This is a genomic window from Ureibacillus sp. MALMAid1270 (genome assembly GCF_049202975.1).
Lineage (GTDB): Bacteria > Bacillota > Bacilli > Bacillales_A > Planococcaceae > Ureibacillus.
Map to the genome: position 1 here is coordinate 25,974 of NZ_JBMIRP010000064.1, position 14,810 is coordinate 40,783.

Consider the following 14,810-nt stretch of genomic DNA (forward strand, 5'->3'; position numbering starts at 1 on the left):
TACTCTTATTGTTGTACCGTCATTAAACATAAAATTCTTATAATTAGTGTACCATTTTACATCTACTTACGAAAAGTAACTACTCCAACTTTTTTATTTCCATTATAACCAATTTTATCATTAACTTATTAATAAGGATTTTTTACATTTACTTATGTTTATTAGTTTTAATGCTATTAGTCCTAATTTTTACTTTAATAATTCCGTCAATTACAATTTTCTAGGCAAACTAATTACAAATTATGACGATCGACAAAAGACTATTCAATTTTCCGAGGTACAGTATTATTGGTATGAAATACGATTTAACTAAATATAAATCCCCCTGATAAAATCATGGGGGATTGTATTGGTTATTTTATTATATGCATCATATATCGCAATGGTCATCCGTGCAAAGTCCGCCTTCATCGCCAACCATTTTTAGTTTTGGTTTTAAACCTGCTTCGCTAGCTACTTTTTCAATGGTTTGTTCAAATAAAGGTTGAGGTTGGGCACCTGATATTCCGTATTTGTTATCAAATACAAAGAAAGGTACTCCACGAACACCTAATTGCTGTGCTTCATAAATATCTTTATCGACTTCAGCTTTGAACATCGTTCCATCTAATACTTCTGTTGCTTCTGTTTGGTCTAGACCAACTTCCTCAACAAACTTTAATAAAACATCTTTTTTACCGATCGCCTCACCATCAAGAAAATATGCTTTTAGCAATCTTTCGCTCATTTCATGGCCTTTGCCCTTTGTTTCAGCCCATTTTGCTAGACGATGTGCTGCAACTGTATTAGCAGTCTTCATATTGTCAAAGTTATAGTTTAGACCAACCTCTTTGGCACGAACCGCTACATTATTCGTCATATTTTTTGCTTCAGCTTCTGACATTCTATATTTTTTAGCTAAAGACGTGATAACAGGTTCATCTGCATCGATTGGAGTTGTTGGATCTAATAAAAAACTTTTATATTCAACTTCAATTTGACCTTCATATCCGGAATCTTTTATCGCTTTTTCAAGCTGTCTTTTTCCTATATAACAAAAAGGACATACGTAATCTGACCATACTTCAACTTTCACAGAACATCTCCTCCTTTCCTTTATTGTACGAATCAAATTTCCATTGTTCAATAATACTGCTCATAGCGTATTTGGATCTAAAAGTATTTCCACCAGAAAACAATATCGTCGATTTTCAACTGTAAGATGTTGAATAATGTCCACAGCATTTACCGATACTTCTAGAAAAAACAAATCATGGAGGACTTTATGCAAAATTCACTTTGGTTAGTGGACATTGAGAAACTGCCGATTAACAAATTAACTACTTCATTAAATTGTGATGTCTGTATTGTTGGTGGAGGGTTAACCGGAATCTACACCGCATATCTACTAGCAAAAAAAGGGGTAAATGTTGTTTTACTTGAGGGAAATTCCTCTGTAGGGATTGCAACAACTGGACATTCAACTGGAAAATTAACACCTCAGCATGACGCTGTTTATGCAATACTTCTCCAGTCATTTACTGTAGGTGAAACTCAAAGGTATTATCATGCCAATGTGAATGCGATCGAGTCTGCCATTTCAAACTTACCTATTGAACTATATCAAAAAGCAGACTCCTATATGTACGCTACAACGGAACAAGGTAAAAAGACATTAGAAGACGAAATCGAAGCTTATAAGACATTAAGTATTCCTGGATTCGAAACATTAGAAACTGAGCTACCATTTGACATACTTTCAAGTATTAAGCTTCCTAACACTGCACAAATTCATCCTACTAATTTCGCTCTACATTTTGCAAAATTAGCGATGAAAGAAGGAGCAAACCTCTATGTAAACTCCCGTGTTACAAAAGTAGTTATTGATGAGAAAAGGGTTTATGTTGAAGATGATTTACAAGTATCTTTTAACCACCTTGTGTTGGCTACGCATTATCCTATTGAAGCAGTAAAGGGGTTACAAATTGCAAAACTTTCTGTTGACCGATCCTATTTGACAGCTACAAAAACATCAGAATTATTAAAAGGACAATATATTTCTGTTGATTCACCTTCTAGAACGATTCGTACTGCACTTATTAATAATCAACCATACTTCATTTATGGTGGTAGCTCCCATATAGCAGGAACGATAGAAGATACACAAAACTATTATGAAACATTACAAAATGAAGTTGTTTCGAAGTTTGATTTACCAAAACCCGAATACCTTTGGAGTGCACAGGATCCAAATACTGCAGATTCACTACCGTATGTTGGTCCTATTACAGAAAATGAGTCAAATGTGTATATTGCTACTGGGTATCGTAAATGGGGTCTATCTAATTCACTTGTAGCTGGTGAAATTATTTCGAGTGCCATTACAAAGGAAAAACATGAAGCAGCTGATATTTATAATCCTTCACGCAATCAGTTCGGTAAAACGATGTTAAGAATGTTAAATTTAATTGGTTTTACTGTCGCAAATTTAACAGAGGGATATTTAACACGAATGGATGCACCTAAATGTACCCACTTAGGCTGTAGAACACGTTGGAATGATGGAGATGAAACATGGGATTGTCCTTGCCATGGATCTCGTTTTGACAAATTCGGAAATGTCATTGAAGGACCTGCAGTATATCCATTAGATTTAAAATGAATTATGTGTTGACTGTATGTAAAAAGACACGAATGACTTTTGGTCATCCGTGTCTTTTTTGTATTCAAAATATCTACTTCTGAAATTATTTTAACCCTTCAGTAAGTACAGGCACTACTTGTTTTTTACGAGAAACTACACCTGGTAAATCGACTGTATCTTCTACTAATGTCTTGCCAAATGCTTTTGCAGCCTCTTCTTTTGCACTACCCGCTAATACAGCTACTGAATCGTTATTTAAAATATCAGTAATGATGAAGAAGTATAAATTCAATCCTTTTGCTTCAACGTTTTTGTTAAGGATGCTTACTAATTCTTCTTTACGCCCTAGAACATCATTTACATCAACTGCATTTACTTGAGCTACAATTGATTTTACATCTCCAAACGTAAATTCTTTTGCGTCTAAAGAAAGTAAATCTTCTATCGGTTTGTTAGATAAATCGGCACCTGCTTTTAACATTGCAAGACCATATTCTTCTACATCAACTCCAGCTTTTTGAGCAAGCTCTTTACCTGCTTGAACATCTTCTTCTGTACATGTAGGAGATTTAAATAATAATGTATCAGAAACAATAGCAGAGAACATAAGTCCAGCAATATTAGATGGAATTTCAATATTTTTCTCTTTGAAAATTTTATTTAAGATCGTTGCTGTACATCCAACAGGTTCAGCACGGAAATATAACGGATCTGATGTTTCAAAGTTAGCAATACGGTGGTGATCAATTACTTCAATTACTTTTACTTCTTCAATTCCATTCGCTGATTGTTGACGTTCATTGTGGTCTACTAAAATAACTTGATCCGTTTCAGTAGCAACGCTATCAATTAATCTTGGTGCTTCAAAACCAAATTTATCTAACGCATATTTTGTTTCATCATTAATTTCACCAAGTCGTACAGCTTCTGCCTTTACACCAACTTGCTGTTTTAAATAAGCATACACGATTGCAGAAGTGATTGTATCTGTATCTGGGTTTTTATGTCCGAAAACTAATACTTTGCTCATATGATTTTAGTGCCTCCTAAATTTTTGTTCATAAGTCGCATTTATTTTATCACATCTATTTGTATTTAGAAAAACCATTCTATTTCAAATTACATACGAATTAAATTCTTTGCATAGAAAAAGTGCATATATAACTTTAGCAATTATATATGCACTAATTATTAGCTAGTTTTTTGACCAATCTCCAAGTAACTAAAGCTACTTTCGATCTGTTCATTCGTTTTCTGGAACTCATTATATTGCTTTTTATTTTGTGCAATCATGCCTTCAATCGTTGCATTGATGAAGGAAAATAGTGGAGTACTTGTTTCTAAACTACTTTGTTTATATTGTTGAATAGTAAACATCGCATTTGAAAAATCACGAATAGAAGAAACAGTTGAATTCGTAATTGAAACTACTTTTGCATTTTTATTTTTTGCTAATTTAGCGATTGTTAACACATCTTCTAATACATGATCAACAGCAATAATAATTAATAAAGACTTACTATCGATGTTACTTAACTGTTGAACGATATCTTCCATATCATGTTGAATTTGCCTTACATGTTTTCGGTAACTTTTTAAGATGCTAGTCATATATGTAGCAGCTGGTGCAGATTGTCTAAATCCGAGCACATAAACAAAATCTGCTTCATGTAAACATCTAATCGTTTTTTCAAACAATAACGGATCGATTAACTCTAAAGTATTTAATATACTTGTAACGTCTTTATTAATAATTTCACTAATTGTGTTTACAGTTTTCTTTGTGTCGATTTCACCCACTGTTGTAATAACATCCCTATCGACTTGCATCAATTCTTTTTTAATCTCTTCTTGTAGTTCGCTATAACCACTTAACTCCATTGCATAACAGAAACGAATGACTGTTGATTCACTAACACCTATTAGTTTTCCCACTTCGGAAGCTATATGAGTAGCTACTAAAGTCGGGTTATCAATAACAAACTGAGCAACTTTTCGTTGACCTCTTGATAATCGAATAAAGCTTTTTTTAATATTCTCACTAATATTCATATGAGCTCCCTTTCTTTCAAAATTGTATACAAATATATTTATTGAAAGGTTAACACTAAAAAATTTTAAAGACAATTAGTTTTCTGAAAAATCTCAAATTTAATTAGTTTAAAAGTCATATTTTTGTCAAAATTAGATGAATTTTATCTACTTTATAGATTAAATAGAAATATATTGTACATTTTAAAGAAAAAAGGGGAAACATATGATTTGAGATTCAAACCATATGTTTCCCCTATGTGAATTCTAATTCTTATTCTAATTCCATTTGTTTTGTTTCTTTTCCTAAAAATAGGATTGCAACAACACCAAGAACAATTGAAATACAGAAGATCGTAAAGATATAACCAATATCTAATCCTGAAGCTAGTAAATTTCCTACTAATAATGGACCAAATATTCCACCAACTCGTCCTACTGCAGCAGCTAAACCTGCCCCTGTACCGCGGTTTACTGATGGGTATTGTTCAGGAGTGTATGCATATAATGCACCCCAAGCACCTAAGTTAAAGAACGATAATAAAATCCCAGAAATCAATAATACTTCAATTGATTCTGCATTACCGAAGACAAACGCACTTCCCGCAGTTCCAAGTAAGTATGTTACAAGAACAAATTTTCTTCCTGCCTTTTCAATAAGCCAAGCAGCTGAAAAATAACCTGGAAGCTGTGCTAATGTCATAATAACAACATATCCAAAACTTGAAATAAGACTAAATCCTTTACCCACCATTACACTTGGTAACCATAAGAACATGCCATAATAAGAAAATACAACAACGAACCAAACGATCCAAAGCATTAGTGTAGCTTTAGCGTATTTTTTCTCCCAAACACCCGCTATATTTTTCCATACACTACGCTTTTTCATTTCTGGTTTAGCAGTAAATTGCGGTGAGTCTGGAAGGTGCATACGAATATACAGGGCATAAAATGCCGGGATTGCAGTTAATAATAGAGCAACACGCCATCCTTCGATTGGCCAAAAATCAGCTGGGATAACAAAATAAGAGATAATGGCACCAAGTAACCATCCACCTGCCCAGAAACTTTCTAATAATACAACAACTCGTCCTCGTTCTTTCGCTGGTACACTCTCAGAAACTAAAGTTGAAGCTACTGGAAGTTCTCCCCCCAATCCCATACCGACGAAGAAACGTAAAATTAAGAACGCCATAAATGTAGTTGTAATAGCAGATAATCCACTTGCAACTGAAAAGAGTATGAGTGTCCACATAAAGATTGTTTTTCGACCAACTTTATCTGCAAATACACCAAAAATTAATGCACCAACAGCCATACCTATTGAATTGACACTACCAATTAACCCCATCTGACCTGAGTTTAAACCCCAGTCAGCTGCTAATGCGGCAATAACGAAAGATAAAATTCCTACGTCCATTGCGTCAAACATCCAACCTGTTCCTGCAACAGCTAGTAACTTATTACGAGAAATAGGTTTGGTATTTGAATTTGTATTCGAATGTGCTGAAACAACATTACTCATCATTTTCACCTGTCTTTACATTTGTATATACACATGATAACAAGGTCTACTACAATTTTCAATACAACTTTTAAACTTCTTATTTTTAGTCTGTGTTAATTTATCAAATTCTATTGAAAAATACATTACATATGCGATAAAATGTCTCTTATATAAAAACAATTGTTCATCTTGCGAGAACAAAAGGAGATACTGTCTATGTGGAAAGGTCTTATTGAAGAATACAAAGAATTTTTACCAGTAACTGATCAAACTCCTGCTTTAACACTAAATGAAGGAAATACTCCATTAATTCATCTTGTTAATCTCTCTAAAAAATTTGGGATTGAATTATACGGTAAATATGAAGGATTAAACCCTACAGGTTCATTTAAAGACCGAGGAATGGTTTTTGCTGTTGCAAAAGCTGTTGAAGAAGGTACAAAATGTGTTATTTGTGCTTCAACAGGGAATACATCAGCTGCTGCAAGCGCATATGCTGCTCGTGCAGGAATCAGTTCAATCGTCGTGATTCCAAAGGGAAAAGTAGCTATTGGAAAATTAGCACAAGCTTGTATGTATGGTGCAAAAATTATTGAAATTGATGGTAACTTTGATGATGCACTTAGAATAGTTCGCGAAGTTAGTGAAACAACTGCTGTAACACTTGTAAATTCAGTGAATCCATATCGTATCGAAGGTCAAAAAACAGCTGCATTTGAAATTGTAGATAGTTTAGGTGCTGCTCCTGACTATTTATGTATTCCTGTAGGAAACGCAGGTAATATTACAGCATATTGGAAAGGCTTTAAAGAATATCATGAAGCTAAAAATACTGGTCTTCCAAAAATGTATGGCTTTGAGGCTGAGGGTGCAGCTGCTATCGTTAAGGGTGAACCAATTGCTGAACCTGAAACTGTAGCTACTGCAATTCGCATTGGTAACCCCGCTAGCTGGAAATTTGCAGAAGCAGCACGCGATGAATCAGGAGGTATTATTGATTCAGTAACGGATGATGAAATTCTTGCTGCTTATAAATTAATCGCAGCTACAGAAGGAATTTTCGTAGAACCAGGTTCTGCAGCTTCTCTTGCTGGTGTTATTAAATCAGTAGAAAATGGGAAAATTGAAAAAGGAAGCCGTGTTGTAACAGTATTTACTGGTAACGGACTGAAAGATCCAGATACTGCAATGAAGGTTTCAACTGTTGACTTAGTATCATTGAAAAATGATGAAGAAGAAATCCGTAAGTATATTGAGGGAGTTCTATGAGTAAAAAATGGCAAATCACTGTTCCTGGAAGCACAGCGAATTTAGGACCTGGATTTGACTCAATTGGCCTTAGCTTATCGCTATATTTAACTTTAACTGTTTCTCTACAAGACAAGTGGGAAATTATCCACGTATCTCAAGGTTATCCAAGCGAATTTAATATTGAAGATCACTTAATATATAAAATCGCAAATGAAACGGCCGCTCGTTTTAACAAACAGATGCCGCCTTGCCGAATTGAAATGAAAAGCGAATTACCTTTTGCACGTGGCCTAGGTAGTAGTGCCTCTGCCATCGTTGCGGGTATTGAAGTAGCAAATCTAGCATGTAATCTGAATTTGAGTTTACAAGATCGTTGTAATATCTCTTCTCAAATTGAAGGACATCCAGATAATGCAACTGCTTCAGTTCTAGGAGGTCTTACGATTTCTTCAATGGATGAACAAGGAAATGTTGATACAATTCATATTACGGATTTAGATGCATCTTTTGTTGTTTTTATCCCTGATGTTGAGTTAAAAACTTCAGAAGCAAGAGGAGTTCTACCTAACACATTTGAACGCCACTATGCTGTACTAGCTAGTAGTAGTGCAAATATGCTTGCGGCTTCACTTGTGGCAAAAGACTATGTTCGCATTGGTCGTTATATGGAAGCGGATTTATTCCATGAACCATTCCGATCACAACTAATTCCTCAATATTTTGAGATTGTTCAAAAGGCAAAAGAACACGGTGCTTACGGAACAGCACTAAGTGGCGCAGGACCGACTATGATATCAATGGTTCCAACATCGATTGGAAATCAGTTCGTACATCAAATGGAGAGTCTATTCCCAAGTCATAAAATTATATTAACAAAAGCAGATCATACAGGAGTACGAGTTACAGAAGTTCCTGTATGATCAAATTAAATGACAAAGAGGGTATATCAATGGTTCGAAAATACATCGATTTACCCTCTTTTATATTATGTTAATAAAACTAGACTAATAGCCATTACTGCCATCCCTGCTACCACACCATAAATCGATAAATGTGTTTCATCATATTTTTTCGCAGCAGGTAAAAGCTCATCTAATGATATAAATACCATAATCCCCGCTACTCCAGCAAAAATAATTCCAAACATCACATCATTTAAAAATGGCATCAAAATTAAGTACGCAATAATAGCACCAACCGGTTCTGCCAAACCAGATAAGAATGAAAGCTTAAACGCCTTTTTTCTTATCCCAGTTGCAAAGAATATTGGAACCGCCACAGCTATCCCCTCTGGAATGTTATGAATTGCTACTGCAATGGCTATTGCAATTCCGACATTTGGATCTTGGATTGCAGACATGAAGGTCGCGATACCTTCCGGAAAATTGTGAATGGCAATTGCTAACGCAGTAAATACTCCCATTTTCATTAATTTATCGTTATCGATTGTTGATTTTTCAGCTGCTTGAACATCTTCTACAGTCTTTACTTCATGGGGATTTTTACTTTTTGGAATAAATCGGTCTATTAATGCGATAAATACCATCCCACCAAAAAAACCGACAATTGTCATCCAATACCCGTATGTGTCCCCTAATGCCATTGTTAATGAAACCTTTGCTTTCACAAAAATTTCTACTAAGGAAACGTAGATCATAACCCCTGCAGAAAAGCCCAACGCAACAGACAAGAACTTTTTATTTGTCCTAGAGGTAAAAAATGCGATTAAAGCACCAACTCCAGTAGCCAAACCAGCAAACAATGTCAAAGCAAGAGCTAATATTACATTTCCGTCCATTCTGATTCCCCTCATCTTGTTTTCATGTAACTAGTATATACATAAAGTTTCCTTTATGCAACTTTTTTCATTTAGGTTATATCTTATTCCTTAGGAAAACTTTTAGGTTGTAACTAAAGGCAAAAAAAAGCACCTTTTACAAGGAGCTTTCTTTCGTTTTTAATTGATTTATTTTTCGTTTTCGACTTTCATACCAATATACAACAATCATAAACCATGTAAATCCTACACACCATCCAGCTATAATATCTGTAGCATAATGGTGACTACCTGATACTCTTGATAATCCAGTTAAAATAACAAGTATTAAAGCAATAATCCAAATAGCTACCGCTGTTTTACGACTATTAAGTATTTCGGATAATATGTAAGCGATCGTAAATAAATAAAGTAAGCCAATCATTGCATGTCCTGATGGTAAACTGAATGATGTAAGTTGGTCAACCATTTCTGGACGTGGTCTAGCAGTTAGAGTTTTGATCAATTGGTTAAGACCATTACCTACACCAACCGCTAGTACAACAAATAACATCCCTCTGTAATTTCTATGTCTAAACCATAAAGATAAAATCAGAATCAATGAAATGATGACAATCATTTTTGTCTCGCCAAATATATGGAAAAACTCAATGAAAGAATTTCCGAAAAACAACTGATTCATAGCGCCATCAAATTGAACAACAAATGGTTGCTCATAGGTGTAAATAATTACAGTAAACAAAACTAATGTAAAGACTGCTATTATATAAGGCCATTTTCTCAACACTCTCACCTCCCAATAAATAACAATAACTCCATATTATCATGTCAAATATATGAATAAAATAGGGAAACCCCTCTCGAGGCTTCCCCCTTATCAAACCGTATGTGCCCTATTAAGGCATACGGCTTACCAAATGTTACAGTGATTATCAAGAGAGTGCGTTCCAGGCATTTTGCAGTGTTGCCCTAGATTAAGCTTCCCGAGCTAGGTCAGTCTCCTCGGGGATGGATTTGCACCATCTGGGATTCGTTTCGTTACCCTTCATTCAGTTGTTTCATCGAGATGACGTCTCTGTCTGAGAAACGAAAAGAAGAGTGCTGAGTATCAGCACTCCATGCAACTGCCCGTCGCACAAAAAGTGCCTTTTATGAGGCACTTTTTGAAGAACTAATTATTATTTTAATTCATCTAAGATTTCTTGAATTTTAGCTAATTCAGATTGTACACCGCCACCGCTTAAGTACCAAAGTGTACCATCTAAGTAAACGATACGGTTATTTTTATAAGCATTTGTTTGCTTAATAATGTCGTTTTCCATATCGCTTGTGATGTTAGATTTACCACCTATAGCTGCAGTACGGTCGATTACGAATAATACTTCTGGGTTGAATTCTAAGATTGCTTCGAATCCAAAGTTAGAACCGTGAGATGAAGCTTCAATATCTTCTGTTACAGGAACGAATCCGTAAATATCATAGATGTAACCGAAACGTGAGTTTGTTGAAAAACCAGATAATTTACCTTCGTTATACATAGTTACTAACGTATTGTCGAATTGACCAGCTAATTCTTTTACTTCTTCAATAGCACTTTCAATTTTCGCAACATTCTCTTCTACTTCAGCTTCTTTACCAAAGATTGTAGCTGCAATATCAGTTGAAGCTAAGAAAGTATTCCAGTAGTCGTTTTGGTTTGTTCCAACAAAAATTACGTTTGGTGTAATTTCTTTTAATTGCTCATAGAAAGTTGCTTGACGACCAGAGATGAAAATTACATCTGGTTCAAGTGCAGCGATATCTTCTAATAATGGTTCTTTTAAAGATCCAACGTTTGCATATTCATCAGATTCATATTTTGATAAATGCGCAGGTAATGATGAGTCTTTAGGAAGACCAACAATTCCTTCAACACCGATAGCATCTAATGTATCTAAGAAACCATAGTCAAATACAACAATTTTCTCAGGCATTTTTTCTAATGTAACATCTTCAAATGCAACAGTTCCTGCATCTTCAGTTTCTGTTGAAGTAATTGTAGGTGATACTGTTAGTGGGTAAGCTGAGTTCTCAGTTGATTGCTCAGTTGTTTCTGAGCTAGTATTTGAATCTTCATTAGTAGATTCATTATTTGAATTACAAGCTGCTAGTACTAATACCATCGTAGCTAGAACTAGCGTAAGTAATTTCCAATTATTTTTCATTGTTAAACCGCTCCTATTCTTCTTTCTAATAAAATGAATTTCGATTTCTGATAATGAGAATCATTATCAACTAATTGAAATTATATCAGTTCCAATTTAAACGTCAATACTATTTTTACAATTTATTTTTGTCTAATTTATTAACATGAAATTCGTTTTTATAGATCAGCTTCAAATTAACTAGAAAGTTAATTTTCTCGCTCGAAGTCTGGATTTTATGCTTGGAAAATTAGTCATTATCACATTAAAAAATGATTTAGAAAAGCTTGTAAATAGACAAAACTTTTCTAAATCATTTAGTTAATATAATAATTAATGCGAATTAAAATATACACAAATACGACAACCGTTTTGTTCTTGTACTGGTATATTCATATCGTAAATTTCTCGTAGTGCCTCTGGATTGATAATGTCATTTGTAGGTCCACTTTTCACAACGCTACCGTTTTTAAGTGCAACAATATAATCCGAGTAGACTGAGGCAAAGTTAATATCATGCAATACAATGACAACCGTCTTACCTAAATCATCTACAAGCTTACGAAGAATTTTCATAATTTGAACAGAATGTTTCATATCTAAGTTATTTAGCGGTTCATCAAGTAGTATGTAATCCGTATCTTGAGCAATAACCATCGCAATAAATGCACGTTGTTTTTGCCCACCAGATAATTCATCTAAAAACCTATCTTGCATATCCCCTAAATTCATATACTCAATCGCTTGATCCACATATTGTTCGTCTTCGGCATTCAATCTACCTTTTGAATATGGGTAACGACCAAATGAAATAAGTTCACGTACAGTTAAACGAACGTTTAAGAAGTTTGACTGTTTTAAGATAGATACTCTTTTTGCAAACTGATCAGATTTCCACTTTTTCACGTTACTTTCATCAAGTAAAACTTCACCTGTATCTGCATCTAATAAACGACTCACCATCGATAAAAGCGTTGATTTACCAGCACCATTTGGACCTATAAAGGATGTAATGGCTCTTGGCTGAATATTTACAGAAACATTATTTACAACAGGCTTGTTACCAAAACGTTTTGTTAATTCTTTGATTTCAATCATCCTGCTGCCCTACTTTCTTTCAGTAATAAGTAAATAAAGTAAATACCACCGATAAAGTTAATAATGACACTTAATGTTGTTTTCATTTCAAAAATATGTTCAACAACAAACTGTCCACCAACTAAAGCAATAACACTAATTAAGCCGGCTCCTAATATATGAATGGAGTGCTTATAAGTAACTAAATATTGATATGAAAGATTGGAAATGATTAACCCAAAGAACGTAATCGGTCCAACTAAAGCTGTCGATGTTGCAATAAGTACCGACGATAAAACTAAAATATTCATCACTAATCGATCATAATTAATACCTAAGTTAATAGCATTTTCACGACCAAGTGACATAACATCTAATTGACTCATAATACGGAAACCATAAATGAATGCAATTAACAAAATACCAATTGAAATATATAATAGCTCTACTTTAATGTTTGTAAAGCTTGCAAATAGCTTGTTTTGTAAACTTAAAAATTCAATAGGGTCTATTAAGACTTGCAAGAAAGTACCTAAACTTCCAAGTAGAGTACCTAAAATCATCCCTATTAATAGCATTAAATAGATTGGATACTTATCAGCTCTAAATAAAATTCGATACAATAACAGCGCAAATACTACCATTGCAATAATGGATGCTGTGAAATTCAGATACTGATTTACTACCCATACCGAAAGTGATCCAGCAAAGAAGAAAATTAAAGTTTGCACAACTTCATACATCGAATCAATCCCCATGATAGAAGGAGTTAAAATTCGATTACGTGTAATTGTTTGGAACACTACAGTTGAATAAGCAATAGCAAAGCCTGTTACAACCATGGCACCTATTCGCATCATACGTCTTGGAAACGCATAAGCAAAGCCACCTTTTATATCATAAAATGCATATAAGAGAATACAGATTAATGCAATGATTGCTAATATAATTAATTTCTTTGTATTATTTCGCATATGCTCTCCCCCTAAACAACATGATTAAGAAGATCGCACTACCAATCACCGCTACTGTTACATTCACTGGAATTTCATAAGGATAAACAACTACACGTCCAATAATGTCACAGACTAATAGGAAAACAATACCTAATACAGCAGTGTGTGGAATTGTTTTACGTAAATTATCTCCCAAATAAATAGAAACAATATTCGGAACAATTAGCCCTAGAAATGGGATGACCCCTACAGTTAAAACAACAGTAGTTGCGATAATTGCAACAAGTATAAGTCCGCTATTTAAGACCCACTTATAGCTTAAGCCTAGGTTCTTCGCAAATTCTTCACCCATACCAGCAACCGTGAACTTATTCGCATAGATATAAGCAAGAATAATAGCTGGAATACTTAAATATAACAACTCGTAACGTCCCGCAATGATGAGAGTGAAGCTCCCCATCAACCAAGAACTAATATTTTGGATTAAGTCACCTTCATACGCAAAAAATGTTGTAATAGAAGATAAAATATTCCCATACATAATCCCAATTAGCGGAACAAAAATAACATCTTTAAATTTAATACGATCCAAAATTTGCATGAACAGCAATGTTCCTAATAACGCAAATACAAAACTAAAAACGACCTGTTGAGTATATGTTGCGTTCGTAAAAAATAACATCGAAATGAGAATCCCTAACTTAGCAGCATCTAATGTACCTGCAGTTGTTGGAGAAACAAATTTGTTTCTACTTAAAGATTGCATGATTAATCCTGCTATACTCATCCCTGCGCCAGCTAAAATAATTGCCAATAAGCGTGGTACACGACTTATTAGGAATATTTGTGCTTCTTGAGAATTAAAGTCAAGTAAGTCGCTTGGCTTTATGTCAATTGCTCCGATAAATAGCGAAACAATCGAAAGGATGATTGCTGCTATTATTAACATCCAAAGTCTCATTTTTATCCCCATGTCTAACTTATTTTTCCGAATCGTTATTGAAAATGATTCTCAACTTGATTACAAACTAATTATAAGCACTAAAAATTGAAAAATCAATATGTGAATGAGAATGAGAATCATTTACTTATGTCATATTTTCAACAAGTGTAATCAATTAAATAGTAATTTCTTTCTTGCAGTTATCTACCTTTATTGATTTAAATATTTCAAGGGAAATAATTGAATTTGAATCGAATACACTTTTTTATCAACACCATTTATTCTCAGTCAATCGTACAAGTCATATACAAATTCTACAAATCGAGTAGGAGACTAGCCATTAATTGGCTAGTCGACCTCTCACACCACCGTGCATACGGTTCCGTACACGGCGGTTCAATAACTTAAGTACCTATGCTCATATAGCTTATTTAGGTCTTTTATCCCCCACTTAATGAG

13 protein-coding genes are annotated in these 14,810 nt (G+C 34.2%); 3 read left to right on the top strand and 10 right to left on the bottom strand.

What is annotated here, in order from left to right:
* Positions 1–370: 370 nt before the first annotated feature.
* On the bottom strand, positions 371–1,075 hold the full coding sequence (locus tag ACOQFO_RS08520; RefSeq protein WP_421689254.1) for a DsbA family oxidoreductase: 705 nt from the start codon (positions 1,073–1,075) through the stop codon (positions 371–373).
* A 189-nt stretch (positions 1,076–1,264) separates the two neighbouring features.
* On the opposite strand from ACOQFO_RS08520, the gene ACOQFO_RS08525 reads away from it, so the two are divergent.
* Positions 1,265–2,641, top strand: coding sequence for an FAD-dependent oxidoreductase (locus ACOQFO_RS08525; RefSeq protein ID WP_421689255.1), 1,377 nt, complete (start codon positions 1,265–1,267; stop codon positions 2,639–2,641).
* An 85-nt stretch (positions 2,642–2,726) separates the two neighbouring features.
* Here the strand turns inward: ACOQFO_RS08525 and ACOQFO_RS08530 are convergent, their stop codons facing one another.
* From ACOQFO_RS08530 to ACOQFO_RS08540, 3 genes are all read right to left on the bottom strand, one after another.
* The gene (locus ACOQFO_RS08530; protein WP_421689256.1) at positions 2,727–3,653 is read right to left on the bottom strand and encodes a manganese-dependent inorganic pyrophosphatase; all 927 of its coding nucleotides are present in this window, start codon (positions 3,651–3,653) and stop codon (positions 2,727–2,729) included.
* A 161-nt stretch (positions 3,654–3,814) separates the two neighbouring features.
* A complete protein-coding gene (locus ACOQFO_RS08535) occupies positions 3,815–4,675 on the bottom strand; it encodes a MurR/RpiR family transcriptional regulator (RefSeq protein WP_421689257.1) in 861 nt (286 codons plus the stop codon).
* A 253-nt stretch (positions 4,676–4,928) separates the two neighbouring features.
* Complete coding sequence (locus ACOQFO_RS08540; protein ID WP_421689258.1) at positions 4,929–6,182, bottom strand: MFS transporter; 1,254 nt, start codon at positions 6,180–6,182, stop codon at positions 4,929–4,931.
* Between the two features lie 198 nt (positions 6,183–6,380).
* On the opposite strand from ACOQFO_RS08540, the gene thrC reads away from it, so the two are divergent.
* Together thrC and thrB are read left to right on the top strand one after the other, a co-directional pair.
* Entirely contained in the window at positions 6,381–7,433 is a 1,053-nt protein-coding gene (thrC, locus tag ACOQFO_RS08545) for a threonine synthase (protein ID WP_421689259.1), read from the top strand.
* Complete coding sequence (thrB, locus tag ACOQFO_RS08550; protein WP_421689260.1) at positions 7,430–8,335, top strand: homoserine kinase; 906 nt, start codon at positions 7,430–7,432, stop codon at positions 8,333–8,335. The genes thrC and thrB overlap by 4 nt, the downstream gene beginning before the upstream one ends.
* A gap of 65 nt (positions 8,336–8,400) precedes the next feature.
* Here the strand turns inward: thrB and zupT are convergent, their stop codons facing one another.
* The 6 genes from zupT to ACOQFO_RS08580 all read right to left on the bottom strand — a co-directional run bounded on the left by zupT (position 8,401) and on the right by ACOQFO_RS08580 (position 14,369).
* Positions 8,401–9,213 carry a zinc transporter ZupT gene (zupT, locus tag ACOQFO_RS08555; RefSeq protein WP_421689262.1) on the bottom strand — a complete coding sequence of 271 codons (813 nt, stop codon included), beginning with the start codon at positions 9,211–9,213 and terminating at the stop codon, positions 8,401–8,403.
* A 136-nt stretch (positions 9,214–9,349) separates the two neighbouring features.
* Positions 9,350–9,979 carry a phosphatase PAP2 family protein gene (locus ACOQFO_RS08560; RefSeq protein WP_421689263.1) on the bottom strand — a complete coding sequence of 210 codons (630 nt, stop codon included), beginning with the start codon at positions 9,977–9,979 and terminating at the stop codon, positions 9,350–9,352.
* 391 nt (positions 9,980–10,370) lie between these two features.
* Positions 10,371–11,396, bottom strand: coding sequence for a siderophore ABC transporter substrate-binding protein (locus tag ACOQFO_RS08565; protein WP_421689264.1), 1,026 nt, complete (start codon positions 11,394–11,396; stop codon positions 10,371–10,373).
* A 312-nt stretch (positions 11,397–11,708) separates the two neighbouring features.
* Complete coding sequence (locus ACOQFO_RS08570) at positions 11,709–12,473, bottom strand: ABC transporter ATP-binding protein (protein WP_421689265.1); 765 nt, start codon at positions 12,471–12,473, stop codon at positions 11,709–11,711.
* Positions 12,470–13,426 (bottom strand): iron chelate uptake ABC transporter family permease subunit, encoded by a 957-nt coding sequence (locus tag ACOQFO_RS08575; RefSeq protein ID WP_421689266.1) that lies wholly within the window; start codon positions 13,424–13,426, stop codon positions 12,470–12,472. The genes ACOQFO_RS08570 and ACOQFO_RS08575 overlap by 4 nt, the downstream gene beginning before the upstream one ends.
* Complete coding sequence (locus ACOQFO_RS08580; protein WP_421689267.1) at positions 13,416–14,369, bottom strand: ABC transporter permease; 954 nt, start codon at positions 14,367–14,369, stop codon at positions 13,416–13,418. The genes ACOQFO_RS08575 and ACOQFO_RS08580 overlap by 11 nt, the downstream gene beginning before the upstream one ends.
* Positions 14,370–14,810: the final 441 nt, after the last annotated feature.

Bases quoted from the DNA above. Each gene is read 5' to 3' on its own strand.
- thrB (WP_421689260.1), top strand. From the start codon at position 7,430: ATGAGTAAAAAATGGCAAATCACTGTTCCTGGAAGCACAGCGAATTTA.
- ACOQFO_RS08535 (WP_421689257.1), bottom strand. From the start codon at position 4,675: ATGAATATTAGTGAGAATATTAAAAAAAGCTTTATTCGATTATCAAGA.
- ACOQFO_RS08570 (WP_421689265.1), bottom strand. From the start codon at position 12,473: ATGATTGAAATCAAAGAATTAACAAAACGTTTTGGTAACAAGCCTGTT.
- ACOQFO_RS08530 (WP_421689256.1), bottom strand. From the start codon at position 3,653: ATGAGCAAAGTATTAGTTTTCGGACATAAAAACCCAGATACAGATACA.
- ACOQFO_RS08565 (WP_421689264.1), bottom strand. From the start codon at position 11,396: ATGAAAAATAATTGGAAATTACTTACGCTAGTTCTAGCTACGATGGTA.
- zupT (WP_421689262.1), bottom strand. From the start codon at position 9,213: ATGGACGGAAATGTAATATTAGCTCTTGCTTTGACATTGTTTGCTGGT.
- thrC (WP_421689259.1), top strand. From the start codon at position 6,381: ATGTGGAAAGGTCTTATTGAAGAATACAAAGAATTTTTACCAGTAACT.
- ACOQFO_RS08540 (WP_421689258.1), bottom strand. From the start codon at position 6,182: ATGAGTAATGTTGTTTCAGCACATTCGAATACAAATTCAAATACCAAA.
- ACOQFO_RS08580 (WP_421689267.1), bottom strand. From the start codon at position 14,369: ATGAGACTTTGGATGTTAATAATAGCAGCAATCATCCTTTCGATTGTT.
- ACOQFO_RS08575 (WP_421689266.1), bottom strand. From the start codon at position 13,426: ATGCGAAATAATACAAAGAAATTAATTATATTAGCAATCATTGCATTA.
- ACOQFO_RS08525 (WP_421689255.1), top strand. From the start codon at position 1,265: ATGCAAAATTCACTTTGGTTAGTGGACATTGAGAAACTGCCGATTAAC.